General features: G+C 70.3%; 21 protein-coding genes and 1 tRNA gene. 17 read left to right on the forward strand and 5 right to left on the reverse strand.

Annotation, left to right across the window (positions count from 1 at the left end):
* Positions 1-62: 62 nt before the first annotated feature.
* The 13 genes from H0B54_RS05190 (at position 63) to leuD (ending at position 14,944) form a co-directional block, all read left to right on the forward strand.
* On the forward strand, positions 63-1,307 hold the full coding sequence (locus H0B54_RS05190) for an ABC transporter substrate-binding protein (protein WP_188259504.1): 1,245 nt from the start codon (positions 63-65) through the stop codon (positions 1,305-1,307).
* A gap of 108 nt (positions 1,308-1,415) precedes the next feature.
* Positions 1,416-2,288 carry a branched-chain amino acid ABC transporter permease gene (locus tag H0B54_RS05195; protein ID WP_188259505.1) on the forward strand — a complete coding sequence of 291 codons (873 nt, stop codon included), beginning with the start codon at positions 1,416-1,418 and terminating at the stop codon, positions 2,286-2,288.
* The gene (locus H0B54_RS05200; protein ID WP_188259506.1) at positions 2,285-3,283 is read left to right on the forward strand and encodes a branched-chain amino acid ABC transporter permease; all 999 of its coding nucleotides are present in this window, start codon (positions 2,285-2,287) and stop codon (positions 3,281-3,283) included. Before H0B54_RS05195 ends, H0B54_RS05200 begins: the two co-directional genes overlap by 4 nt.
* Complete coding sequence (locus H0B54_RS05205) at positions 3,270-4,016, forward strand: ABC transporter ATP-binding protein (RefSeq protein ID WP_188259507.1); 747 nt, start codon at positions 3,270-3,272, stop codon at positions 4,014-4,016. Before H0B54_RS05200 ends, H0B54_RS05205 begins: the two co-directional genes overlap by 14 nt.
* Positions 4,009-4,722 (forward strand): ABC transporter ATP-binding protein, encoded by a 714-nt coding sequence (locus tag H0B54_RS05210; protein ID WP_188259508.1) that lies wholly within the window; start codon positions 4,009-4,011, stop codon positions 4,720-4,722. The genes H0B54_RS05205 and H0B54_RS05210 overlap by 8 nt, the downstream gene beginning before the upstream one ends.
* A 25-nt stretch (positions 4,723-4,747) precedes the next feature.
* Complete coding sequence (locus H0B54_RS05215; protein ID WP_188259509.1) at positions 4,748-6,175, forward strand: MmgE/PrpD family protein; 1,428 nt, start codon at positions 4,748-4,750, stop codon at positions 6,173-6,175.
* A gap of 1 nt (position 6,176) precedes the next feature.
* Positions 6,177-7,079 (forward strand): isocitrate lyase/PEP mutase family protein, encoded by a 903-nt coding sequence (locus tag H0B54_RS05220; RefSeq protein WP_188259510.1) that lies wholly within the window; start codon positions 6,177-6,179, stop codon positions 7,077-7,079.
* Positions 7,076-8,821, forward strand: a complete 1,746-nt coding sequence (locus H0B54_RS05225) for a hydantoinase B/oxoprolinase family protein (RefSeq protein WP_188259511.1) — start codon at positions 7,076-7,078, stop codon at positions 8,819-8,821. Before H0B54_RS05220 ends, H0B54_RS05225 begins: the two co-directional genes overlap by 4 nt.
* A gap of 19 nt (positions 8,822-8,840) precedes the next feature.
* Positions 8,841-10,925: a hydantoinase/oxoprolinase family protein gene (locus H0B54_RS05230; RefSeq protein ID WP_188259512.1), complete on the forward strand. Its 2,085-nt coding sequence runs from the start codon at positions 8,841-8,843 to the stop codon at positions 10,923-10,925.
* A complete protein-coding gene (locus H0B54_RS05235) occupies positions 10,922-11,536 on the forward strand; it encodes a cysteine hydrolase family protein (protein WP_188259513.1) in 615 nt (204 codons plus the stop codon). Before H0B54_RS05230 ends, H0B54_RS05235 begins: the two co-directional genes overlap by 4 nt.
* Positions 11,533-12,942, forward strand: a complete 1,410-nt coding sequence (locus H0B54_RS05240; RefSeq protein ID WP_188259514.1) for an FAD-dependent oxidoreductase — start codon at positions 11,533-11,535, stop codon at positions 12,940-12,942. Before H0B54_RS05235 ends, H0B54_RS05240 begins: the two co-directional genes overlap by 4 nt.
* Entirely contained in the window at positions 12,939-14,345 is a 1,407-nt protein-coding gene (gene leuC, locus H0B54_RS05245; RefSeq protein ID WP_188259515.1) for a 3-isopropylmalate dehydratase large subunit, read from the forward strand. Before H0B54_RS05240 ends, leuC begins: the two co-directional genes overlap by 4 nt.
* Positions 14,346-14,347: 2 nt before the next feature.
* On the forward strand, positions 14,348-14,944 hold the full coding sequence (leuD, locus tag H0B54_RS05250; protein WP_188259516.1) for a 3-isopropylmalate dehydratase small subunit: 597 nt from the start codon (positions 14,348-14,350) through the stop codon (positions 14,942-14,944).
* A 26-nt stretch (positions 14,945-14,970) separates the two neighbouring features.
* On the opposite strand, the gene H0B54_RS05255 is transcribed toward leuD, so the two are convergent.
* The 5 genes from H0B54_RS05255 to erpA form a co-directional block, all read right to left on the reverse strand.
* Positions 14,971-15,867, reverse strand: coding sequence for a GGDEF domain-containing response regulator (locus H0B54_RS05255; protein ID WP_188259517.1), 897 nt, complete (start codon positions 15,865-15,867; stop codon positions 14,971-14,973).
* A 201-nt stretch (positions 15,868-16,068) separates the two neighbouring features.
* A tRNA-Ser gene (locus H0B54_RS05260) sits at positions 16,069-16,158 on the reverse strand.
* A 206-nt stretch (positions 16,159-16,364) separates the two neighbouring features.
* On the reverse strand, positions 16,365-16,937 hold the full coding sequence (locus tag H0B54_RS05265; RefSeq protein WP_188259518.1) for a hypothetical protein: 573 nt from the start codon (positions 16,935-16,937) through the stop codon (positions 16,365-16,367).
* 73 nt (positions 16,938-17,010) lie between these two features.
* On the reverse strand, positions 17,011-17,796 hold the full coding sequence (locus tag H0B54_RS05270; protein WP_188259519.1) for an exodeoxyribonuclease III: 786 nt from the start codon (positions 17,794-17,796) through the stop codon (positions 17,011-17,013).
* Positions 17,797-17,842: 46 nt separating this feature from the next.
* Complete coding sequence (gene erpA / locus H0B54_RS05275; protein WP_040134010.1) at positions 17,843-18,211, reverse strand: iron-sulfur cluster insertion protein ErpA; 369 nt, start codon at positions 18,209-18,211, stop codon at positions 17,843-17,845.
* Between the two features lie 192 nt (positions 18,212-18,403).
* Here erpA and H0B54_RS05280 point away from each other — a divergent pair, with 192 nt between their 5' ends.
* The 4 genes from H0B54_RS05280 to nagZ all read left to right on the forward strand — a co-directional run bounded on the left by H0B54_RS05280 (position 18,404) and on the right by nagZ (position 23,476).
* Complete coding sequence (locus tag H0B54_RS05280) at positions 18,404-19,615, forward strand: deoxyguanosinetriphosphate triphosphohydrolase (protein WP_188259520.1); 1,212 nt, start codon at positions 18,404-18,406, stop codon at positions 19,613-19,615.
* Positions 19,616-19,663: 48 nt separating this feature from the next.
* A complete protein-coding gene (gene argS, locus H0B54_RS05285) occupies positions 19,664-21,424 on the forward strand; it encodes an arginine--tRNA ligase (protein WP_188259521.1) in 1,761 nt (586 codons plus the stop codon).
* Entirely contained in the window at positions 21,421-22,398 is a 978-nt protein-coding gene (locus tag H0B54_RS05290; protein ID WP_188259522.1) for an SPOR domain-containing protein, read from the forward strand. Before argS ends, H0B54_RS05290 begins: the two co-directional genes overlap by 4 nt.
* A gap of 73 nt (positions 22,399-22,471) precedes the next feature.
* On the forward strand, positions 22,472-23,476 hold the full coding sequence (gene nagZ / locus H0B54_RS05295; RefSeq protein WP_343068902.1) for a beta-N-acetylhexosaminidase: 1,005 nt from the start codon (positions 22,472-22,474) through the stop codon (positions 23,474-23,476).
* Positions 23,477-23,479 lie beyond the last annotated feature (3 nt).

A 23,479-nucleotide genomic window follows, 5' to 3' on the forward strand; every position in this document is an offset into this window, starting at 1 on the left:
AACAATGCGGGCGAAAAGCCCACCCGCGGCTCGCGGGCCATCAAGCAGAGGAGTTGAGCGTTATGGGACGTTCGGTTCAGGACTCCGCACTCTCCGGCATCTCCCGCCGCACGGTGCTCAAGGCGGGTGCCGCGGCGGCCGCCTTCGCGACGGTGCCGGTGGCCGCCCCGTCGATTCTGCGCGCGCAGACGCCGGCTGTAAAGATCGGCATCCTCCAGCCGGTGACCGGCGCGCTCGCCCATGACGGCGACCTCGGCCGGCTCGGCGCCGAGATGGCGATCAACGAGATCAACGCCGCGGGCGGCCTCAAGGCGCTGGGCGGGGCCAAGATCGAGATGGTGTTCGGCGACGCCCGCTCCACGCCGGAGGCCGGCACGCAGGAGGTCGAGCGCATGCAGGCCGAAGGCGTGTGCGCCATCGTCGGCGGCTTCGCCAGCCCGATCTGCCTCGCCGCCTCGCAGGCGGCGGCGCGCTACGATCTGCCCTATCTGGTCGATGTCGGCGTGTCGGACCAGATCATGGCGCGCGGCCTCACCAACACCTTCCGCTTCAGCCCCGGCTTCGGCAAGGTCACCCAGGTCGCGCTCGACAACCTGACCAAGATCAACGAGCTGGCCGGCAAGCCGGCGAAGACCGTCGTGCTGGTGCACGAGGACGGCCTGTTCGGCTCCGGCCTCGCCAAGCTGCTGCAGACCGAGCTGCCCAAGCGCGGCTTCGAGATCCTGGAGACCATCGCCCACCCGACCCCGGCGCGCGACATGTCCAACGTGGCGCTGCGCATCCGCTCGCTGAACCCGGACCTCGTCATCCCGTCCAACTACTATGGCGAATTCGTCCTGCTCGCCCGCACCATGCAGCAGCAGCGCATCAAGCCGAAGGGCGTCTACGCGGTGCTGGGCGGAGCGGCGTCGAACGGGCGCTTCGTCAAGGAATTCCCGCAGGCGGCTCAGAACGTCATCGACTGCAACCACTGGCACGATCCGAAGAATCCGCAGGCCCTGGCGCTGCGCAAGGCGGTGGAGGCGCAGGGCAAGTCCTTCGCCTACAATGTCCCGCTGAACTATTCGAACGTTCTGCTGCTGGCCGATGCCATCGAGAGCGCGGCCTCCGCCGATCGCAAGAAGATCATCGAGGCGCTGAACAGCTCCACCTTCGCCGGCCACATCATGCCCTACGGACCGACGAAGTTCGTGAACGGCCAGAACGAGGGCGCCACCCCAATCAACACGCAGATCCAGGGCGAGGACATCAAGGTGATCTTCCCCGAGTTCTTCGCGGAGGCGAAGGCCAACTTCCCGGCGGCGTAACCCGTCCCGTCGCCTTCGCACCTCCCGCATTTCCCCCATCCGTCCCGTGGCGCCGCGCACCGGCCGCCCGGACGGGTGGGGGACCGTCTCTCTCATGCGCGGGCTGCCATGTATTCACCTCAGATCATCCTGGAAGCGGCGCTGAACGGGCTGATGACCGGCGCGGTCTACGCGCTGATCGCGCTCGGCCTGACGCTGATCTACGGCGTGCTCCACATCATCAACTTCGCCCACGGCGCGCTGCTGACCTGCGCGATGTTCGCGGTGTGGATCGCCTGGGCCTGGCTGGGCCTCGACCCCTATCTGGTGATCGTGCCGCTGGTGCCGCTGATGTTCGTGCTGGGCTACGGGCTGCAGCGCTTCATCATCGGGCCGGCCAGCCACGGCGACGACGGCAACATCCTGCTGGTCACGCTCGGCCTGTCGATCGTGCTGGAGAATGTGCTGCTGGCTCTGTTCCAGTCGGACACCCGCACGCTCGACACCGATTATTCGTTCCAGGTGGTCGCGCTGGGGCCGCTGCTGCTGTCCTACCCGCGGGTCATCGGGCTTGGGGTGGCGGTGGTGGTGACCGGGCTGCTCTGGCTGGTGCTGAACCGCACCGACACCGGCAAGGCGATCCGCGCCGTCGCCAAGGAGAAGCTGGGCGCCAATCTGGTCGGCATCGACGTGCGGCACGTCTACGCCATCACCTTCGGGCTGGGCTGCGCCTGCCTCGCCGTGGCGGCCGGGCTGCTGATGCCGACCTTCTACGTCAACCCGCGCATCGGCAGCGCCTTCGTGCTGGTCGCCTTCACCGTCGTGGTGCTGGGCGGCATGGGCTCGCTCCCCGGCGCGCTGCTGGGCGGCCTGTTCATCGGCGTGGTGGAGAGCCTGTGCGGCCTGTTCCTGGGCGACAGCCTGGGGCAGATCGGCATCTTCCTGATCTTCATCGCCGTGCTGCTGGTGCGGCCGACCGGCCTGTTCGGAGCCAAGGCATGACCGCGCGCGACCTGATCCCGATCGCCGTCCTGGCCGTCCTCGCCGCGCTGCTGCCGCTGGTGGTGACGTCCAGCCCGGTGATGAACTTCCTCGTCTTCACGCTGATCGTGGCGCTGGGCGCGCAGGGCTGGAACATCCTGGGCGGCTTCGGTGGCCAGTTCAGCTTCGGCCACGCCGCCTTCTTCGGCACCGGCGCCTATGTGACGGCGATCCTGCAACTGCGCTACGGCGTCAACGCCTGGGCCGGGCTGCTGCTGGCGACGGCGGCGGGAGCGGCGGTCGCCTGGGCCATCGGCTTCCTCAGCTTCCGCTCCGGTCTGCGCGGCTCCTACTTCGCGCTGGTGACTCTGGCCTTCGCCGAGGTGTTCCGCATCCTCGCCAACGCGGCCTCCTTCACCGGCGGCGCCGCCGGCCTGCTGATCAAGCTGGACGTCCACCCCGCCAATCTGCAATTCGCCGACCGCGCCGTCTTCTATTGGCTGGTCCTGGCCTTCGTCACCGGCGTGCTGCTGCTGACGCGGTGGATCCAGCGCTCCCGCTTCGGGGCGCAGCTCGTCGCGGTGCGCGAGAACGAGGACGCGGCCAAGGCGCTGGGCGTCGATTCCCTGAAGGTGAAGCTGCGCGCCATCGCCCTGTCGGGCGCGGTGACGGCGATGTCCGGCTGCCTCTACGCCCAGTATTTCCTCTACATCGACGCCCACATCGCCTACGGCAGCTGGATCTCGGTGGAACTCCTGCTCGCCCCGATCATCGGCGGCGTCGGTACCGTCTTCGGGCCGGTGGTGGGCGCACTGACCCTGCACGGGCTGGGCGAACTCGCCAAGCAGTTCGCCGGCCGCATCCCCGGCATCGATCTGATCGTCTTCGGCAGCGTGCTGGTGCTGGCCGTCGCCTTCGCCCGCGGCGGCATCCTGGGCCTGCTCGAGCGGCTGCGCGACCGTGGTCGCGGGATGGTGGCGCGCGGCGCCAAGGAGGTTTCCCATGCTGGCCGTTGAGTCCGTCTCCAAGCGCTTCGGCGGTCTGATGGCGGTGGACAACGCGTCGCTCGCGCTGGAGCCCGGCGGCATCGTCGGCCTGATCGGGCCGAACGGCGCCGGCAAGACCACGCTGTTCTCGATGATCTCCGGCTTCGTCGCACCGAGCGACGGGCGGATCCTGTTCGAGGGCACCGACATCACCGGCGAGGAACCGCACCGCCGCGCCGAGCGCGGCATCGGCCGCACCTTTCAGATCGTCCAACCCTTCGCCGGGCTGACGGTGTGCGAGAACATCGCGGTCGGCGCCTATCTGCGCCACGCCAAGCGCGCCGACGCCATCGGCAAGGCGCGCGAGGTGGCCCGCCGGGTCGGCTTGGCGGCCGAGCTGGACCGGCCGGCCGGCGGCCTGACGGTGGCCGGGCGCAAGCGGCTGGAACTGGCCCGCGCGCTCGCCACCGAGCCGAAGCTGCTGCTGCTGGACGAGGTGCTGGCCGGCCTGAACCCGTCGGAGATCCGCGACATCATCCCGGTGATCCGGGGCATCCGCGACGAAGGGGTGACGATCCTGATGATCGAACACGTCATGCAGGCGGTGATGAACCTGTGCGAGCGCGTCTATGTGCTGGCGCAGGGCCGCATGATCGCCGAGGGCAAGCCCGCCGCCGTCTGCGCCGACCCCCGCGTGATCGAGGCCTATCTCGGCCACGGCGCCGCCGCCCGTCTAGCGGCGGAGGGGGCGGCCCATGGCTGAGGCGCTTCTGAACATCCAGGGGCTGAAGACCGGCTACGGCGCCACCGAGGTGCTGCGCGGCATCGACATGGCCGTGCTGGACGGCGAGATCGTCACGGTCCTCGGCTCCAACGGCGTCGGCAAGACGACGCTGAACAAGGTGCTGTCGGGCGTGCTGCCGCCCTGGGCGGGCGAGATCCGCTTCGCCGGCAGCCGCATCGACGGCCGCTCCGCCGCGCGCATCGTCGAGGAGGGGCTGATCCAAGTGCCGGAAGGCCGCAAGATCTTCCCCAACCTGTCGATCCGCGAGAATCTGGAGCTGGGCAGCTACCGGCGCGGCAAGCCGAACCGGGCGCGGAACCTGGAGCGCATCTTCGCCACCTTCCCCCGCCTGAAAGAGCGCGAGGGCCAGCTCGCCGGCACGCTGTCGGGCGGCGAGCAGCAGATGCTCGCCATCGGGCGCGGCATGATGGCCGAACCGCTCCTGCTGATCCTCGACGAGCCGTCTCTCGGCCTGTCGCCCCTGGTGGTGGAGGAGATGTTCGGGCTGATCCGCAAGCTGAACGCGGCCGGGCTGGCGATCCTGCTGGTCGAGCAGAACGTCGTCCAGTCGCTGGAGGTCGCCCGCCGGGCCTACATTCTCGAAAACGGCGTCTTCGCGCTGTCGGGACCGTCCGACGAGATCGCGCGCGACCCCGAATTGAAACGCACCTATCTCGGCCTCTAGGGGCCGTCCGCTCGGGAGCGGTGACATGACAAGCCTGTCCTTTGACGTGAAGCCGGCGAGCGCATTGCTCGCCGCGGCCCGGCCGTCCTGGCTCGACCGTTGGGGCACCTTCGCCGCCGGCCTGACCTTCGCCGACCTGCCGGCCCCGGTGGTGGAGCGGGCGAAGCTGGTGCTTCTCGACTGCGTCGGCGTGATCGCCGCCGGCATGCAGGAGCCGGAATGCCGAGCGCTGGCGGGCCGCATGGCTGAGACCGGCGGCTCCGGCGATTGCCCGGCCATCGGCAGTGGCCGGGGGCTCGCCGCCGGGTCCGCCGCCTTCCTCAATGGCGTGGCCGGAACCATGCTGGAGCTGGACGAGGGCAACCAGTACGCCCGCGGCCATCCGGCGATCCACGTCGTGCCGGCCCTTCTCGCCGCCGGGCCACGCCTGAAATCCTCCGGCGCCGACCTGCTGACCGCGCTGGCGCTCGGCTACGAGATCGGGTCGCGCATCGGCATCGCCGCCAAGCTGCTGGTCACCACCCATCCGCACGGCACCTGGGGCACGGCGGGGGCGGCGCTGGCCGTGGCCCATCTGAACCGCGCCGACGCGGCGATGATGATCGAGACGCTCAACATCGCCTCCACCCTCGGCCTCGCCACCAGCCGGCGAACGATGCTGGAAGGCGGCACGGTGCGCAACGCCTACGCCGGGGTGTCGAACCAGCTTGGCATGACCGCCTGGGATCTGGCGGCGAGCGGCATCATCGGCGAGACCGACGGGATCGGCAGCGTTTTCGGCGGCGTCATCGCCACCGACTTCCGGCCGGAACTGATGGTCGAGGAACTGGGCGAACGCTGGGAGATCGCCCGCAACTACTTCAAGCGCCACGCCGCCTGCCGCTACACCCACGGCGCGCTCGACGCGCTGGGCGACATCGTGGCGCGGGCCGGCGGGCGGATCGCCCCGGCGGAGGTCGCGGCCATCGAGGTCGACACCTACGTCTGGGCCGCCCAGCTCGACGGGGCCGAGCCGAGGAACATGCTGGCCGCGAAATTCTCGCTGCCCTTCGCGCTGGCGACCTTCCTCGCCAACGGCGCCGCCACGCCGGACGCCTTCCGCGACGGCGCCCGCCAGGACGCGGCGACCCGCGACCTCGCCCGTCGGGTGACCGTGCGCGAGGACCGCGGCCTGACCGCCCGCCTTCCCGGCCTGCGCCCGGCCCGCGTCCGCCTGACGCTGGCCGACGGCCGGCGCTTCGAGGCGGAGGCGCTGACCAACAAGGGCGACACCGAGGACCCCTACAGCCCGGACGAGGTGCGCGCGAAGTTCGCCGACCTCGCCGGTCCGGTCTGGGGCGCCTCCCACGCCGCCGCCATTGCCGACTGCGTCGCGTCGATCGACCGCGCGGCCGACCTTTCAACCCTGACCCGGCTTCTGTCGGCGCCCGCCGCCGCCGGGGGGAGCGTCTGAAATGACCCGACCCGATCTCACCTTCAAACAGCGGCTCGCCGAGGACCGCGTCGTCCTGGCCCCCGGCGTCTACGACGCCTTCACCGCCTCGCTGGCGGCGGCGGCGGGGTTCGAGGCGCTCTACCTGTCGGGCGCCGCCATCGCCTACACCCGGCTCGGCCGGCCCGACATCGGGCTGGTCTCGGTCAGCGAGGTGGCGGACACCATCGCGCTGGTGCGCGACCGCGTGCCGACGCCGCTGGTGGTGGACGCCGACACCGGCTACGGCAACGCGCTCAACGTGCAGCGCACCGTGCGCATGTTCGAGCGGGCCGGTGCCACCGCCCTGCAGCTTGAGGACCAGAGCTTTCCCAAGCGCTGCGGCCACCTGACCGACAAGGCGGTGATCCCGGCCGGCGAGATGGCCGGCAAGATCAAGGCGGCGGTCGACGCCCGGACCAGCGAAGGCACGCTGATCATCGCCCGCACCGACGCGGTGGCGGTGGAGGGCGTCCCGGCGGCGCTCGACCGCGCCCGGCTCTACGTCGAGGCCGGCGCCGACGTGCTGTTCGTCGAGGCGCCGAAGAGCCGCGAGCAGCTCTCCGCCATCGCCACCGACCTCGGCGGCATCCGCCCGCTGCTCGCCAACATGGTGGAGGGCGGGCAGACGCCGATCAGCTCCGCCGCCGATCTCGGCGAGCTGGGCTACCGGCTGGTGATCTTCCCCGGCGGCATCGTGCGGGCGCTGGCCCGGCAGGCGCAGGACTATTACGCCTCGCTGGCTGCCCATGGCACCACCCAACCCTTCCGCGACCGCATGTTCGACTTCAACGCGCTGAACGATCTCATCGGCACGCCGGAGATGCTGGCGCTCGGCGAAACCTACAAGGACTTCACCTCCGCCAAGCGGGAGGACGCGGCATGACCACCAAGACCACCACAATCGACCCCGTCACGCTGGCCGTCCTGAAGGGCCGGCTGGAGCAGATCGCCGACGAGATGGACGCGACGCTCTACCGCTCCGCCTTCAATCCGATCATCGCCGAGGCGCGCGACGCCTGCCATGGCCTCTACCACGCCGAGACCGGGGCCACGCTGGTGCAGGGCACCAACGGCCTGCCGATCTTCGTCGGCGCGATGGCCTTCGCGGTCAAGGCGGTGATCGACAAGGTGGCGAAGGAAGGCGACCTGCATCCCGACGACATCTTCCTGTTCAACGACCCCTACGACGGCGGCACCCACCTGAACGACTTCCGTCTGGTGCGGCCGATCTTCCGCCAGGGCCGGCTGTTCTGCTGGATGGCGTCGGTCGGCCACTGGCTCGACATCGGCGGCAACGTGCCCGGCAACTTCAACGCGCGGGCCACCGACAGCTTCCAGGAGGGCGTGCGCATCCCGCCGGTGAAGCTGGTCAAGGCCGGGGTGATGAACCACGACCTGCTGGCGATCCTCGCCGCCAACTCCCGCGTGCCGGTGTCCAACTACGGCGACCTGAACGGGCAGCTCAACGCGCTCGACCTCGGCGTGCGCCGCCTGACCGAGCTGTTGGACGAGCATGGCGAGGATACCGTCGCCGCGGCCTTCGACGCCTTCACCGCGCGGGCCGAGGCGCTGATGCGCAGCGCGCTGTCCAAGCTGCCCGACGGCACCTACAGCTTCGAGGACTATCTCGACAACGACGGCATCACGTCGGAGAAGCTGCGCATCGCGCTCGACCTGACCATCGCGGGCGACCGCATGGTGCTGGACTTCTCCCGCTCCTCGGCACCCTGCGCCGGGCCGCTCAACATCGCCTATTCCACGGCGGTGGCCTGCTGCTACGTCGCGCTCAAGCACGTCTTCACCGACGTGCCGGCCAACGCCGGCTGCCTCAACCCGATCACCTTCGTCATCCCCGAGACGACGCTGCTGGCGGTGAAGCCGCCCAAGCCGGTCGGCGGCTACACCGAGACCATCCTGCGCGTCATCGGCGTGGTCTTCGGAGCGCTGGCCCTGGCCGACCCGGCCCGCGCCACCGCAGCGCCCTTCGGCACCATCAACGCGCTGTCGCTGGCCGGCCACCGCCAGGACGGCTCGCGCTGGGTCATGTTCTCCTTCTTCGGCGGCGGTCTGGGCGGCAACCCGGAGAGCGACGGGCTGAACCACGCCAACAACCCGATCTCCACCGCCACCATCCCGCCGGTGGAAATCCTCGAGGCGGCCTATCCGGTAATGTTCACCCAATGGGCGTTGCGCCCGGACTCCGCCGGGGCCGGCCTGCACCGCGGCGGGCTGGGCGCGGTTTACGAGATCGAGGCGCTGACCGCCGCCGACGTCTTCCTGCTGGGCGAGCGCGGCGTCTTCGCTCCCTTCGGGGTGGCCGGCGGCACGCCCGCCGCGCTGAACCGCTTCGTCTGGCAGAGCGACGAGGGCGAGAAATCGCCGCCGCTCGCCTCCAAGGTCACCGACGTGAAGATCCGCGATGGCCAGCGCGTGCGGTTGGAGACGCCGGGCGGCGGCGGCTGGGGCGACCCGCGCCGTCGCGACGCCGAGGCCGTGGCCCGCGACGTGCGGCTCGGCTACCTCGGTGCCGAGGCCGCGCGCAGCGCCTACGGCGTGGCGCTGACCGACGACGGCGCGCTCGACGTCGCCGCCACCGCGGCGCTCCGCGAAACCCCCGCCGCCTGACGAATCCGGAAGCAAGACCATGAGCAACGGTATCACCAAGGGTGCCGCGAAGGGCGCGATTGTCGGCGTCGATGTCGGCGGTACCTTCACCGACCTGTTCCACTATGACGAGGCGCGCGGCAGCTTCCGCACCGCCAAGGTCCCTTCCAACCGCGGCGACGAAGCGGTCGGCTTCCTCGCCGGCCTGCAGAGCTTCGGCCCGGTCGCCGAACTGGGCTCCATCGTTCACGGCACCACGGTCGGCACCAACGCGCTGCTGGAGCGCAAAGGCGCCAAGGTCGGGCTGATCACCACCGCCGGCTTCCGCGACGTGCTGGAGATGCGCCGCCGCGACCGCCGCCAGACCTGGGGCCTGTGGGGCGACTTCGTCCCCGTGGTCGACCGCGATCTGCGGCTGGAGGTGGCGGAGCGCACGCTGGCCGACGGCGCCGTCCGCGCCGCCGTCGATCCGGAGGAGGTGCGCGCCTGCGCCCGCCGGCTGGCCGAGATGGGGGCGGAGGCGCTGGCCATCGTCTTCATCAACGCCTACGCCAACCCGGCCAATGAGCTGGCGGCGCTGGAGGCGGCGCGCGAGGTCTGGCCCAACGCCAATCTCGAATGCTCCTCGCGCATCCTGCCGGAAATCCGTGAGTTCGAGCGCACCTCGACCACCGCGCTGAACGCCTATCTCCAGCCGGTGGTCGGCAGCTACCTCGCCAAGCTCGACAACGCGCTGGCGGGGGAGGGGTTCGGCGGACGCTTCCACATCGTGCAGTCGAACGGCGGCGTCATGTCCACCGACACCGCGCGGCGCCTGCCGGTGCGCACTGCCCTGTCCGGCCCGGCGGCCGGCGTCATCGCCGCCGCGGCGATCTCCAAGGCGGCGGGCTTCCCCAACGTCATCACCGGTGACCTCGGCGGCACCAGCTTCGACGTGTCGCTGGTGGTGGAGGGGCAGACCATGCTGGCCGCCCAGACCACCATCGACTTCGGTCTGGTCGTCCGCACGCCGATGATCGAGATCACCACCATCGGCGCCGGCGGCGGCTCCATCGCCGGGGTCGATCCCGGCGGCATGCTCCAGGTCGGGCCGGAGAGCGCCGGCTCGCGGCCGGGGCCGGTCTGCTACGGCCAGGGCAACACCCGCCCGACGCTGACCGACGCCAACGTGCTGCTCGGCCGCATCAACGCGGAGCGGCCGATCGGCGGCAAGCTCGCCCGGCTGGACGTGGACGCCGCCCGCACCGCCATCGCCACCCACGTCGCCGAGCCGCTGGGCCTCGACGTCATGGCGGCGGCGGAGGCGGTGGTGCGCATCGCCAACAGCAAGATGGCCGGCGCCATCCGCCTCGTCTCCATCGAGCGCGGGCACGACCCGGCCAAGTTCGCCGCGGTGCCATTCGGCGGTGGCGGCGCGCTGCATGTCGGCGCGCTGATCAAGGAGGTCGGGCTGAAGGCGGCGCTGGTGCCGCGCTTCCCGGGCGTGACCTCGGCGCTCGGCTGCGTCATCGCCGACATCCGCCACGATCAGGTGCAGACGGTCAACCTGCCGCTGGCCGGCATCGACGCCGTCTCGCTCGACCGCCGCATGGTGGAGGAGGCCGCGGCCGCCCGTGCCGTGGTGGAGTCCGCCGGCCTCAGCGTCGAGCGCATCGACCTCGTTTTCGAACTCGACATGCACTACATCGGCCAAACCCACACGGTCGCCGTGCCGTTGCCGGTGTCGGTGGCGAACGGGACCACGGGAGTCGACGAGGCGACCATCCGCGCCGCCTTCGAGCGTGCCTATCAGGCGTCCTTCAGCCGGCTTCTGCCGGGGGTGGGCGCCAAGATCGTCAATCTGCGCACCGCCGCCATCGGCCGCCGTCCGCATTTCGACCTCGCGGCGCTGGCCCCGGCGGCCGGCACGACGGTGGAGAGCGCCTACGTCGGTTCGCGCCCGGTGTGGTTCGAAGGGGCGTGGCACGAGACGGCGGTCTACAACCGCCTCGACCTGCCGGTCGGCGCGCACATCCAGGGTCCGGCGATCCTGGAGCAGCCCGACGCCACCACCGTCATCGACCCCGACCTGAGCGCCCGCGTCGACGGGTACGGCAACGTCATCGTGGAAAGGAGCGCCCGATGAGCGCCGCGCTAATTCCCATCGATCGCACCGCGCTTCTGGTCTGCGACCTGCAGAACGATTTCCTGCACCCTAAGGGGGCCTATGGCCGCGCCGGCCAGACGGCGCCGGAAATCCTGGTCTTGCCGGAGCGGGTGAAGCCGTTGGCCGACCTTCTGCGGTCGCGCGGCGGCTGGGTAATCTCCACCAACTTCACCCTGGTTCCCGGCCGCGGCGGCGAGCCGATGATCTCCCCCCATCTGAAGGCGTTGCGCCCCTTCCTGGCGAAGGGCGATTTCCAGCCGGGCGGGTGGGGGCATCGCACGGTGGACACGCTCCAGCCCGTCGATGTCGAAGTCGAAAAGATCGCCTATTCCGCCTTCTACATGTCGCGGCTGGAGTGGGTGCTGCGCAAATGCGGGGTGGAGCGGCTGTTGGTCTGCGGCATCGTCACCAACGGCGGTGTCGCCTCGACCGTTCGCGACGCCCATGTTCGCGACTTCGACACCATTTTGCTGGAGGACGGCTGCGCCGCCTTCACGCCGCAGGTCCATGACGTCTCGGTCGCCGCCTTGCGCCCGGTCTGCCGCGTGGCGACGGTCGCGACGATGCTGGAGGAGCTGTCCGCGCCATGAGCCGCATCCTGCCCGCCGATGGGGTGACGTTCGAATTCACGGTGCCCGTCGTCGTGATCGGCGGCGGTGCGGCCGGGATGATCGCCGCGCTTGCCGCTCATGAACGCGGGGCCGAGGTGCTGGTGCTGGAGCGCGACGCGCTGCCCCAGGGCTCCACCGCCCTGTCGGCCGGCCTGATCCCGGCGCCGGGCACCCGCTGGCAGCGCGCCGCCGGGATCGAGGACAGCCCGGAGCGCTTCGCCGCCGACATCATCGCCAAGGCGAAGGGCGAACCCGACCCGGCGGACGTCTCCCGCGTCGCCCGTGCGGTCGGCCCGGCGCTGGAATGGCTGGCCGACCGTTACGGCCTGCCGTTCTCGGTGGTCGACAATTTCACCTATCCCGGCCACAGCGCCCGGCGCATGCATGGACTGCCCAGCCGGTCGGGGGCGGAGCTGATCGACCGGCTGCGCGGCGCCGTCGAGGCCGCCGGCATCGACGTGCTGTGCGAGGCGCATGTGACCGCGCTCTACGCCGACGGCCCGCGCGTCCGCGGCGTGGAGGTCACCCGGCCCGACGGCAGCGTCGAGCGGGTCGGCTGCGCCTCCCTGATCCTCGCCTGCAATGGCTATGGCGGCAACAGGGCGCTGGTCGAGCGCCATGTGCCGGAGCTGGCCGACGCGCTCTACTTCGGCCATCCCGGCAACCAGGGCGACGCTCTGCTCTGGGGCGAGGCGCTGGGGGCGGCGACGCGGCACCTGTCGGGGCACCAGGGCCACGGCTCGGTCGCCCATCCCGCCGGCATCCTCGTCACCTGGGCGACGGTCACCGAAGGCGGCGTGCAGGTGAACATCGAGGGCAAGCGCTTCTCCAACGAGGCGCAGGGCTACTCGGAACAGGCCGCCGTCGTGCTGCGCCAGCCCGACGGCATCGCCTGGACCGTCTTCGACGAGCGCATCGCCGCCGTCGCCCGCCAGTTCGAGGATTTCCGGCAGGCCGAGGCGATGGGCGCGGTGCTCGGCGCCGACAGCCCGGCGGACCTCGCCCGCCAGATGAAGATCGACGCGGAGGCGCTGACCGCCACGTTGGCCGAGGTCGACCGGTTGAAGGCAGCGGGGGGAATCGACGGCTTCGGCCGGAGCTTCGCCGGCTCGGCGCCGCTGGTGGCCCCCTACCGCGCCGTCCGCGTCACCGGCGCCCTGTTCCACACCCAGGGCGGGCTGGTCGTCGATGACGACGCTCGCGTTTTGGACGGGCAGGGTGGTCCGCTGCCCAACCTCTACGCCGCCGGCGGGGCCGCCTGCGGCGTGTCGGGAGCGAAGGCGTCCGGCTACCTGTCCGGCAACGGGCTGCTGACCGCGGTGGCGCTGGGGCGCATCGCCGGGGCAGAGGCCGCAGACTCCGTGAAGGAGGGAAGCAACCAATGACGCAGCACCCCCGCAGCCTGTTCGACAAGGTCTGGGACGCCCATCTGGTGGCGACCCGGCCGGACGGGCAGGCGCTGCTCGCCATCGACCGCCATTTCCTGCACGAGGGCTCGTTCCACGCCTTCGGCATGATCGACCACGCCAAACGCCCGGTGCGCCGGCCGGAGCTGACCTTCGCCGTCGCCGACCATTACGTGCCCTCGCACAGCCGCGCCAAACCGATCGCCGATCCCGAGATCGCCAATATGGTGACCATGTTGGAGGCCAACGCCGGGCGCCACGGCCTGCGCCACTTCGGCCTGCACGACCCGGCGCAGGGCATCGTCCATGTGCTGGCTCCGGAACAGGGGCTGACCCTGCCGGGCCTGACCATCGTCTGCGGCGACAGCCACACCTCGACCCACGGCGCCTTCGGCGCGCTCGCCTTCGGCATCGGCGCAACCGAGGTCTCGCATGTGCTGGCGACCCAGACCCTGTGGCAGCGCCGGCCCAAGACCATGCGCATCACCATCGACGGAGAGTTGGGCGCGCATGTGACGGCCAAGGACCTGATCCTGGCGGTGATCGGCTTCATCGGAGCCGACGGGGCCGCTGGCCACGTCATCGAGTACGCCGGCAGCGCCATCCGCGCCCTGTCGATGGAAGGCCGACTGACCGTCTGCAACATGTCGATCGAGGCGGGGGCGCGGGCCGGCATGATCGCCCCCGACGACACCACCTTCTCCTGGATCGAGGGGCGGACTTATGCCCCCAAGGGCGCCCTGTTCGACCGTGCCGTCGCGCACTGGCGGACCCTGCCCAGCGACCCGGACGCCGCATTCGACCGCGAGGTGTCGCTCGACGCCGCCGCCATCGCCCCCTCCGTCACCTGGGGCACCAGCCCGGAGACCGCGGTTCCGGTCACCGCCGCGGTTCCCGACCCCGGCGCCGAGAGCGACCCGGTGCGCGCCGGCCAGATGCGCAAGATGCTCGACTACATGGGGCTGGCCCCCGGCACGCGGCTGGAGGAGGTGGCCATCGACCGCGTCTTCATCGGGTCCTGCACCAACGCCCGTCTGGAGGATCTGCGCGCCGCCGCGGCCGTGCTGCGCGGCCGCCGCGCCATGGTGCCGGGGCTGGTGGTTCCGGGATCGGTCCCGGTGCGCCGTCAGGCCGAGGCGGAAGGGCTGGACCGCGTCTTCACCGCCGCCGGTCTGGAATGGGGCGAACCCGGCTGTTCAATGTGCGTCGGCATCAACGGCGACCTCGTCCCGGCCGGGGAGCGCTGCGCCTCGACCACCAACCGCAACTTCCCCGGCCGCCAGGGGCCGAACGCCCGCACGCACCTGATGAGCCCGGCGATGGCCGCTGCGGCCGCCGTGACGGGGCACCTCACCGATGTCCGCAAGTTGGGAGCAAGGTAAGGATGGACCCCTTCGTCACGCTGACCGCGCCGGCGGTGCCGCTCGACATCGCCAACATCGACACCGACCAGCTGCTCCCGGCGCGCTTCCTGAAGAAGCCGCGCAGCGCCGGCTACGGCAACTTTCTGTTCCATGACGAGCGCAAACCGGGCTTTCCGCTGGACGACCCCGCCTACGCCGGCGCCCGCGTGCTGGTGAGCGACCGCAATTTCGGTTGCGGGTCGTCGCGGGAGGGGGCGGTCTACGCGCTGGTGGACGGCGGGTTCCGCTGCGTCGTCGCCCCCAGCTTCGGCGACATCTTCGCCGCCAACGCTGCCAAGAACGGCCTGCTGACCATCGCCCTGCCGGAGGCGACGGTGGCGGATCTGCGCCGCCAGTTGCAGGAAACGCCGGGCGCCGCCGTCACCGTGGACCTGCCGGCCCAGACGCTGACCGGTCCGGACGGCCAGCCGCTGCCCTTCGCCATCGACCCGTTCAAGAAGGAATGTCTGATCGAGGGCCTCGACGACGTGGCCCTGACGCTGCGCCACCAGGACGCCATCGACGCCTTTGACCGCGCCGACGCCGAGGCGCGGCCTTGGCTGGTGCCGGGAGCCTGACGGGTCGTTGACGGCTCCGCACCGGATCACGGCGCGGCGTCGCACACCACGCGGTTGCGGCCGCCGTTCTTTGCGCGGTACAGCGCCTCGTCCGCCCGTGCGAGCACCGCGGCGACGCTGGTCTCGCCCGGTCGCAGCGCGCTGACCCCAATGCTGACGGTGAAGGTGAGGACGGACCCGGCGCCGTTGGCGATGCGCACGTCGGTTTCCGCCAGCGCCCGGCGCAGCCGTTCCGCGAGCAGCGCCGCCCCCTGCGGCGGCGTCTCGGGCAGCAGGATGGCGAACTCCTCGCCGCCCAGCCGGCCCAGGACGTCGGCGCCGCGCACCATGGACCGGCAGGCCCGGACCACGCTGCGGATGGCCTCGTCCCCGGTGGCGTGGCCGTAGGTGTCGTTGACCTTCTTGAAGTGGTCGATGTCCAGCATGATCGCCGACAGTGGCTGGCCGTTGCGCTGCGCCCGCGCCACCTCGTCGGCGGCGCGCGCCATGAAGCGTCCGCGGTTCAGCGCCCCGGTCAGCGAATCGGTGGTGGCGAGTCGTTCAAGCTGGCGCTGCATGTCGACCACGCGGGAGGCGGCCAGCAGCCGTGCGCGAAGCCAAGTGAGATCCAGCGGCTTGCGCAGGAATTCGTCGGCTCCGTTCTCCACGACCTCGAAGAATTGGTTGGTGATGCTGCCAGGGATCATCAGCATGAGATAGAGGTGCCGTTCCCGCTGCGCCGCGCGCAGGTGCCAGCAAACCTCAACCCCCTCCATCTCGCCGACGCGGAAATCGACAAGCGCGATGTCGATGGGCTCGTCGCGGCAGCGGGCCAAGGCCACTTGGCCGCTTTCGGCGAAGGTCGCCTGATGGCCGAAGCCTTCAAGCTGCTGGCACAGCACCGTGCGCGCCATGCGCGAATCGTCCACCACCAAAATCCGCATGCGGCCTCCACGACCATTGCTCCAGAGAAGCACAAAGCCTTGAAGGAAACATTACAACCGTATGGAATTCCGAATGAGCCCGCCTCAACGGGTCGCAAGCACGCATTCGACCGGAAATCGTGCCGACACAAGCGCGTTTCATCGAAAGCCGCAGGATTCTCAGCGGCAGGGTGGTGACGTGTCTTGGATGCAAAAAGCATGTGGCGGATGGGGTGGGATTCGAACCCACGGTGGAGTTGCCCCCACGCCAGTTTTCAAGACTGGAGCCTTAAACCGCTCGGCCACCCATCCAATCAACGCTTTCAAGGGCTTACCCTTGCGCGCTCTGGGGACCAACTCAATCTGGTCCCCGCCCCGATCCCCAAAATTGGTACCTGATTTCGGCTCTCCCCTTGCTGGGGATCGGAAGCGCGGCGAACATGCCGTGTCCCAGTTCTCTGGTCAACTCGCTTTTGATCACCGGCGTGCAGGGATCGCTTCGGTTCAACGCGGGCGCGTCACATCCGGATCGGGCGGCCCAAGTTCGACAGCCGCTTCGTAGGCTTCGGAGGCGTTGGGGAGCCGGAGAAATCGGGCAGGCTGGGGGCGCGGCTGATGACCTTGCGGATCATGACGCCGGTCGCCTCCAGGTCCTCGACCACCGTGGCCGACACGCGACCCGCATAGTGTGGGCGGTCGAGCTTGGAGCGCATCTCCTCGATGATCTTCAACTCCGGTTCGAACAGCTCACGGGCGCCGATGGGAAGCGCCTGATCGTCGCGCACGCGTTCGAAATAATTCCGCGTGGCGCGGGCCAGCAGACCGGTCAGCAACAGGTCGATCCGTTCGAACTCCGTGCGCAGGTCGGACAGCTTCGCCGTGTTGACGGTCGTCAGGCGCTCTTCCGTCAGCGCGACGAGGGCGCGTACCTCCTCCACCTTCCGGCGGAAGCCGAGGAAGGAGGAGAAACGGTCTTCCTGGATGTCGCGCTGAGCGCGCGCGCCCAAAGCGACGGCCTCGCCGGCCTGCTGCTCGATGGCCGTCAGCAGATCTTCGATCGCTCTGCGGCCGGTGTCCTGTGCCCAGACCATCGCCTTGCCGCCTCTCCCCGCGGATGGACGCTCGCTCGGTTTCCGAGTCGGTCTTGAGGATGCGCGAAAAAATTTAAGAAATGTCTGACCCGTCGCGCAGATCGAGCAGCACGGGCGTGTGGTCGGACGCTTTTTCCGCACCGCGCGGGCGGCGGTCGATGCGGCACCCCACGAGACGGTCGGCGGCCTGCGGGGACAGCAGGAAGTGATCGATGCGCAACCCCAGATCCCGCGGCCAGCAGCCCGCCTGATAATCCCAGAACGTGTAGGCGTGGTCGTCGTCGTGCAGGGCGCGGTAGGCTTCGGTCAGGCCCAGATTCAGCAGGGCGCGGAACTTCGCCCGCGATTCCGGCTGGAACAGGGCGTCGCCGGCGAAGGCCACCGGGTCGAAGACGTCCCTCGGCTCCGGAATGATGTTGTAGTCGCCGCCCAGCACGAAAGGGACCTCCTGCGCCAGCAGGCCGCGGGCGTGGGCGTGCAGCCGGTCCATCCAGCGGAGCTTGTAGGCGAACTTCTCCGTCCCGAGCGGATTGCCGTTGGGCAGATAGAGCGAGGCGATGCGCACGCCGCCCACCGTGGCCTCGACATAGCGGGCCTGCTCGTCCTCCGGCTCGCCGGGCAGGCGGGTCAGCACGTCCTCGTGCGGCGCCTTGGAGAGGAACGCCACGCCGTTGTAGGACTTCTGCCCCACCGGCGTGACGTGATAGCCCAACTCCTCGAAGGCGGCGCGGGGAAAGGCCGCGGTCTCGCACTTGATTTCCTGCAGAAGCGCGACGTCCGGGGACTCCGCGCGCAGCCAGTCGGTGATCAGCGGAAGGCGGGCCTTCGCCGAATTGACGTTCCAGGTGGCGATCTTCACGTCGTGTTCTTCTTGTTCGGCAAAGGCCAGGGGAAAAAAGGAACCGTCAGGCGGCGAAGGAATTGCCGCAGCCGCAGGAGGCCGTGGCGTTCGGGTTCTTGATCTGGAAGGCGGCGCCCATCAGGTCCTCGACATAGTCGAGGGTGGAGCCGGCGAGCAGGTCCAGCGAGACGTCGTCGGTGACGACCTTCACGCCGTTCTTCTCGAACACATGGTCGTCCTCGTTCGCCGTGGCGTCGAAGGCGAAGCCGTACTGGAAGCCGGAGCAGCCGCCGCCCGACACGGTCAGGCGCAGCATCAGGGCCGGGTCGCCCTCGTGCTCGATCAGGAAGGCGACGCGCTTGGCGGCGCTGTCAGACACGGTGAGAACGCGCGCACCCTCTTGCGCGGTGGCGGGAAGGGCGGTGTCGGGCATGGGACGGACCTCAGGGTTTCGCGGGACAGACGACACGATGACGAATGTAAGGGTGTGTCCGCCTTTCGTCAAAGGCATGTCCGGCCTTCTCATGCCTGACCTGCGGTTCGCCTGGGTGCGGCTGCCGGATGTCTCGGCGGCTCTCCGCCTTCGCCGTTGCACAGTGCGGTTTGCGTCGGTAGTGTCCGCGCCATGACGGCGGACTTCTTCCAGGATCGCCCGGCGCCCTATGGCTGCGACCCCGCACAGACGCGCGGCCGGCTGTTCCCGGAGCCGGAAAGCCCGACGCGCTCGTGCTACCAGCGCGACCGCGACCGCATCGTGCATTCCGGCGCCTTCCGAAAGCTGAAATACAAGACGCAGGTCTTCGTTTATCACGAAGGCGACTATTTCCGCACGCGCCTGACCCACAGCCTGGAGGTGGCGCAGATCGCCCGCTCGATCAGCCGCGCGCTGGGGCTGAACGAGGACCTGGCGGAGGCCGTCGCGCTCGCCCACGATCTCGGCCACACCCCCTTCGGCCATGCCGGAGAGGACGCGCTCGACGCCTGCATGGCGCCCTACGGCGGCTTCGCCCACAACGACCAGACGCTGCGCATCCTGACGATGCTGGAGCGGCGCTACGCCGACTTCGACGGGCTGAACCTGACCTGGGAGACGCTGGAGGGCGTGGTCAAGCACAACGGTCCGCTGCTGCCGCCTGCCGGCGGTACTGGCGACGGTGAACGGCTGCCGACGACGCTGGCCGCCTTCCAGGAGCGCTGGGACCTGGAGCTTCACACCAACCCGGGCGCCGAGGCGCAGGTGGCGGCCCTGGCCGACGACATCGCCTACAACAACCACGACATCGACGACGGGCTGCGCGCCGGCCTGTTCACGGTGGATGAGGTGGCGGAACTGCCGCTGGTCGGCCCGGTGGTGCGGCAGGTCTGCGACCGCTATCCGGGGCTGGAGCGGTCTCGCCTGATCCACGAGACGATCCGGCGGATGATAAACAACATGATCGTTGACCTGCTGGCCGAGACGCGGGAACGGCTGGACCGCCACCGCCCCGGCAGCGCGGCCGAACTGCGCGCCCTGCCGGAAGCGGTCGTCAGCTTCTCCAGCGCGATGTTCGAGGCGCAGCGGCCCTTGCGCGCCTTCCTGAAACAGCGCATGTACCGCCATTACCGGGTCAACCGGGAAATGAGCAAGTGCAAGCGGGTGGTCACCGCCCTGTTCGACCTGTTCATGGCCGAGCCGAACACCCTGCCGACGCAATGGCAGGAGGAGATCGCCAGACAGGGAGGGCACGGGGACCGGACGGTGCTGGCGCGGCTGGTGGCCGACTACATCGCCGGGATGACCGACCGCTACGCGCTCGCCGAGTACGCCCGCCTGTTCGACATGGACGCCAAGACCTGAACCGCCCTGCGCCTCAATGGCCAAGACCTAAACGCAAGAATTGATACGATGAACATCTTCAAGGTCTTCGAGAACGACATCCGCAAGCTGCTGGACGAGCTGGCCGCCGAGGGCCAGATCCCGGCGGGGCTCGACACCGCGCGCCTGACGGTGGAGCCGCCGCGCGAGGCGGCGCACGGCGACCTGTCGACCAACGCGGCGATGATCCTGGCCAAGCCGGCGGGCAAGCCGCCCCGCGCGCTGGCCGAGCTGCTGGTGGCGAAGCTGAAGACCCGCCCCGACGTGGCGAGCGCCGAGATCGCCGGTCCGGGTTTCGTGAACCTGCGCCTGTCCGCCGACGTCTGGCGCGACCGCATCCGCGACGTGCTGACCGCCGGCACCGCCTATGGCGAGAGCACGCTGGGCGGCAAGCGCCCGGTGAACGTCGAGTATGTGTCGGCCAACCCCACCGGCCCGCTGCACGCCGCCCATGGCCGCGGCGCCGTCTTCGGCGACGCGCTGGCCGCCCTGCTGGAGAAGGCCGGCTACGCCGTAGCCCGTGAATATTACATCAACGACGCCGGCGCCCAGGTCGACGTGCTGGGCCGCTCCACCTTCCTGCGCTACCGCGAGGCGCTGGGCGAGGACATCGGCGAGATCCCGGCGGGCCTCTATCCCGGCGAGTATCTGAAGGAGGTCGGGCAGGCCCTGGCCGAGCGCGACGGCAACAAATGGGTCGGCGCGGACGAGGCCGACTGGCTGCCGGCCTGCCGCGACTTCGCCATCGCCACCATCATGGAATGGATCAAGGAGGACCTCGGCGTCCTCGGCGTCCGCATGGACGTCTACAGCTCCGAACGCGCGCTGGTGAAGGCCGGGGCGGTGGACACGGCGCTGAAGGCGCTGGAGGACCGTGGCCTGATCTATGTCGGCGTGCTGGAGCCGCCGAAGGGCAAGAAGCCCGACGATTGGGAGCCGCGCCCGCAGACCCTGTTCAAGTCCACCGAATTCGGCGACGACGTCGACCGCCCCCTGAAGAAGTCGGATGGGTCCTTCACCTACTTCTCCAACGACATCGCCTATCACTACGACAAGCACCGCCGCGGCTTCGACCTGCAGATCGATGTGTGGGGCGCCGACCATGGCGGCTACGTCAAGCGCATGCAGGCGGCGACCACGGCCATCACCGAGGGCAAGGCGTCGCTGGACGTGAAGCTGTGCCAGCTCGTCCATCTGATGAAGAACGGCGAGCCGGTGAAGATGTCCAAGCGCGCCGGCACCTTCGTGACGCTGCGCGACGTGATCGAGGAGGTCGGCCGCGACGTCGTCCGCTTCATCATGCTGACCCGCCGCAACGACCAGACGCTGGACTTCGACTTCGCCAAGGTCGTCGAGCAGTCGAAGGACAACCCGGTCTTCTACGTGCAGTACGCCCACGCCCGCTGCCGCTCGGTCCTGCGCCACGCCGCGACGGCGCTGCCGGGCGCCGACCTGTCGCTGGCGGCGCTGGCCGCCAAGGCCAACCTCGCCCGTCTCGACAGCGAGGAGGAGATGGCGCTGGCCAGGCGCATGGCGACCTGGCCGCGTCTGGTCGAGTCCGCCGCCGAGGCGCACGAGCCGCACCGCGTGGCCTTCTACCTCTACGACCTCGCCAGCGACTTCCACGCGCTGTGGAACAAGGGCCGCGACGACACCAGTCTGCGCTTCCTGATCGACGGTGACGAGGAGGTGACCGTGGCCCGTCTGGCGCTGGTCAGCGCGGTCGCCACGGTGATCGCCTCCGGCCTTGCCGTCATGGGTGTGGAACCGGTGGAGGAAATGCGGTCATGAGGTATGAGGGCGATGCCAACTACGCCAGCGATCCCTACGGCACGCCGCCGCAGCGGGGAGGTCGGCGCGGTCTGCTCGGCCTCGGTCTGGCGGTGGTCGGCATCGTGGCTTTCGCCGGCGCGATCGTCGTCGTCTACAGCGGCAAGGGGCAGAGCACGCCGGACGGCGGCCCACCCCTGCTGATGGCCGACAGCGCGCCGACCAAGGCCCGCCCGGAGCAGCCCGGCGGCATGGAAGTGCCGCACCAGGACAAGCTCGTCTACGAGCGGCTGAACGACCGCGGGTCGAAGTCGCAGATCGAGCGGCTGCTGCCACCGCCGGAGGAGCCGCTGCCGCGGCCGGTCGTCGCGCCGCAGATCCCGCCGTCGCCGACCCTGCCGGAGGCGCCCGCGGTGGCCCAGCTTCCGCCGCCCCCGCCGGGCTCCACCACCACGGTGCCGCGCCAGGACGGGGAGGGGGCCGCGGTCCCGCCGCCCGCAGCGTCTCCGGCCCCGCCGCCCGCCGTGGCCGCGCTTCCGGCACCGGCACCAGTACCGGCGGTCAAGGCGGCTCCGCCGCCCGCGGCCAAGCCGGCGCCGGCTCCGCCGCAGGCCCAGACGCCTCCCCAGACGCCTCCCCAGACGCCTCCCGCCGCGGCGCCCGCGAAGCCCCAGCCCGCTCCGCCGGTGGCCGCCGCCCCGGCTCCGCAGCCGGCGCCCACCCCGGCACCCGCCAAGGCGTCGGGTGGGGGGAGCTGGCGCGTCCAACTCGCCGCGGTGCGCAGCGAGGCGGAAGCCTCGACGGAATGGAAGCGCCTGACCAGCCGCTACGGCGCGGCGCTCGGCGGGCTGTCCATGCAGGTCGCCAAGGCCGATCTGGGCGAGAAGGGCATCTTCTACCGCATCCAGGGCGTCGGCCTCGACGAGGAGCGCGCCAAGTCGGTCTGCGCCCAGCTCAAGTCCCAGAATGTGGGGTGTGTGGTTGTCCGTCCCTGATCCGGCTCTGCCGAACGCCCGAAACGCGTCCGGACCCCATCGCGCGGCCCATCGTGCGCCCCATCGCGCGGTGGTGTTCGGTGCCGCCGGCACCGCTCTGACCGCGGACGAGCGTGCCTTCTTCCGCGATGCCGATCCGCTGGGCTTCATCCTGTTCCGGCGCAACTGCGACACGCCGGAGCAGGTGCGCGCGCTGGTGGCGGAGATGCGCGCGGCGGTGGGCCGCGCCGACGCTCCGGTGCTGATCGACCAGGAGGGCGGGCGGGTGGCCCGCATGCGCCCGCCGCACTGGCCGGCCTTTCCGCCGATGCGCGCGTTCGGCGACCTCGCGGCCCGCGACGCCGCCGCCGGGCGGGAGGCCGCCTGGATCAACGCCCGGCTGCTGGCGCTGATGCTGGCGGATTGCGGCGTGACGGTGGATTGCGCCCCGGTCTGCGACGTGCCGGTGGAGGGCGCCCACGACATCATCGGCGACCGCGCCTTCTGCGGCGATCCGGCCCGCGTGGCCGATCTGGCGCGGGCGACCTGCGAGGGGCTGATGGCCGGCGCCGTGCTGCCGGTCGTCAAGCACCTGCCCGGCCATGGCCGGGCCTTCACCGACAGCCACGCCGAATTGCCGGTGGTGGACGCCCCGCGCGAGGCGTTGGAGGCCACCGATTTCGCGCCCTTTCGCGCCCTGGCCGACATGCCGCTGGGCATGGTCGCCCATGTGGTGCTGAAGGCCATCGACCCGGACGCGCCCGCCAGCACCTCGGCGGTGGTGATGCGCGATGTGGTGCGCGGCGCCCCCATCGGTTTCGACGGGCTGCTGTTCAGCGACGATCTGTCGATGGGCGCTCTGGCCGGCGGCATGCGTGGCCGGGCGGAGGCGGTTCTGGCGGCGGGGTTGGACGTCGTGCTCCATTGCAACGGCGTGATGGAGGAGATGATGGCGGTGGCCGAGGGCGTTCCGGCGATGAGCGGCGAGGCCGTCCGCCGCTGGGCAAGGGCCGAGGCGCTGCGCGGCCCGGCGCAGCCCGTGGACGCCGACGCCCTGCGGGCGCGTCTGGCGGAACTGCTGGGAACCCCCCAGGTTTAAGGC

The organism is Azospirillum tabaci, assembly GCF_014596085.1.
Classification (GTDB): domain Bacteria; phylum Pseudomonadota; class Alphaproteobacteria; order Azospirillales; family Azospirillaceae; genus Azospirillum; species Azospirillum tabaci.

Excerpts from the sequence above, each read along its gene's own strand:
- H0B54_RS05190 (WP_188259504.1), top strand. The coding sequence starts at position 63 with ATGGGACGTTCGGTTCAGGACTCCGCACTCTCCGGCATCTCCCGCCGC.
- H0B54_RS05195 (WP_188259505.1), top strand. The coding sequence starts at position 1,416 with ATGTATTCACCTCAGATCATCCTGGAAGCGGCGCTGAACGGGCTGATG.
- H0B54_RS05200 (WP_188259506.1), top strand. The coding sequence starts at position 2,285 with ATGACCGCGCGCGACCTGATCCCGATCGCCGTCCTGGCCGTCCTCGCC.
- H0B54_RS05205 (WP_188259507.1), top strand. The coding sequence starts at position 3,270 with ATGCTGGCCGTTGAGTCCGTCTCCAAGCGCTTCGGCGGTCTGATGGCG.
- H0B54_RS05210 (WP_188259508.1), top strand. The coding sequence starts at position 4,009 with ATGGCTGAGGCGCTTCTGAACATCCAGGGGCTGAAGACCGGCTACGGC.
- H0B54_RS05215 (WP_188259509.1), top strand. The coding sequence starts at position 4,748 with ATGACAAGCCTGTCCTTTGACGTGAAGCCGGCGAGCGCATTGCTCGCC.
- H0B54_RS05220 (WP_188259510.1), top strand. The coding sequence starts at position 6,177 with ATGACCCGACCCGATCTCACCTTCAAACAGCGGCTCGCCGAGGACCGC.
- H0B54_RS05225 (WP_188259511.1), top strand. The coding sequence starts at position 7,076 with ATGACCACCAAGACCACCACAATCGACCCCGTCACGCTGGCCGTCCTG.
- H0B54_RS05230 (WP_188259512.1), top strand. The coding sequence starts at position 8,841 with ATGAGCAACGGTATCACCAAGGGTGCCGCGAAGGGCGCGATTGTCGGC.
- H0B54_RS05235 (WP_188259513.1), top strand. The coding sequence starts at position 10,922 with ATGAGCGCCGCGCTAATTCCCATCGATCGCACCGCGCTTCTGGTCTGC.
- H0B54_RS05240 (WP_188259514.1), top strand. The coding sequence starts at position 11,533 with ATGAGCCGCATCCTGCCCGCCGATGGGGTGACGTTCGAATTCACGGTG.
- leuC (WP_188259515.1), top strand. The coding sequence starts at position 12,939 with ATGACGCAGCACCCCCGCAGCCTGTTCGACAAGGTCTGGGACGCCCAT.
- leuD (WP_188259516.1), top strand. The coding sequence starts at position 14,348 with ATGGACCCCTTCGTCACGCTGACCGCGCCGGCGGTGCCGCTCGACATC.
- H0B54_RS05255 (WP_188259517.1), bottom strand. The coding sequence starts at position 15,867 with ATGCGGATTTTGGTGGTGGACGATTCGCGCATGGCGCGCACGGTGCTG.
- H0B54_RS05265 (WP_188259518.1), bottom strand. The coding sequence starts at position 16,937 with ATGGTCTGGGCACAGGACACCGGCCGCAGAGCGATCGAAGATCTGCTG.
- erpA (WP_040134010.1), bottom strand. The coding sequence starts at position 18,211 with ATGCCCGACACCGCCCTTCCCGCCACCGCGCAAGAGGGTGCGCGCGTT.
- H0B54_RS05280 (WP_188259520.1), top strand. The coding sequence starts at position 18,404 with ATGACGGCGGACTTCTTCCAGGATCGCCCGGCGCCCTATGGCTGCGAC.
- argS (WP_188259521.1), top strand. The coding sequence starts at position 19,664 with ATGAACATCTTCAAGGTCTTCGAGAACGACATCCGCAAGCTGCTGGAC.
- H0B54_RS05290 (WP_188259522.1), top strand. The coding sequence starts at position 21,421 with ATGAGGTATGAGGGCGATGCCAACTACGCCAGCGATCCCTACGGCACG.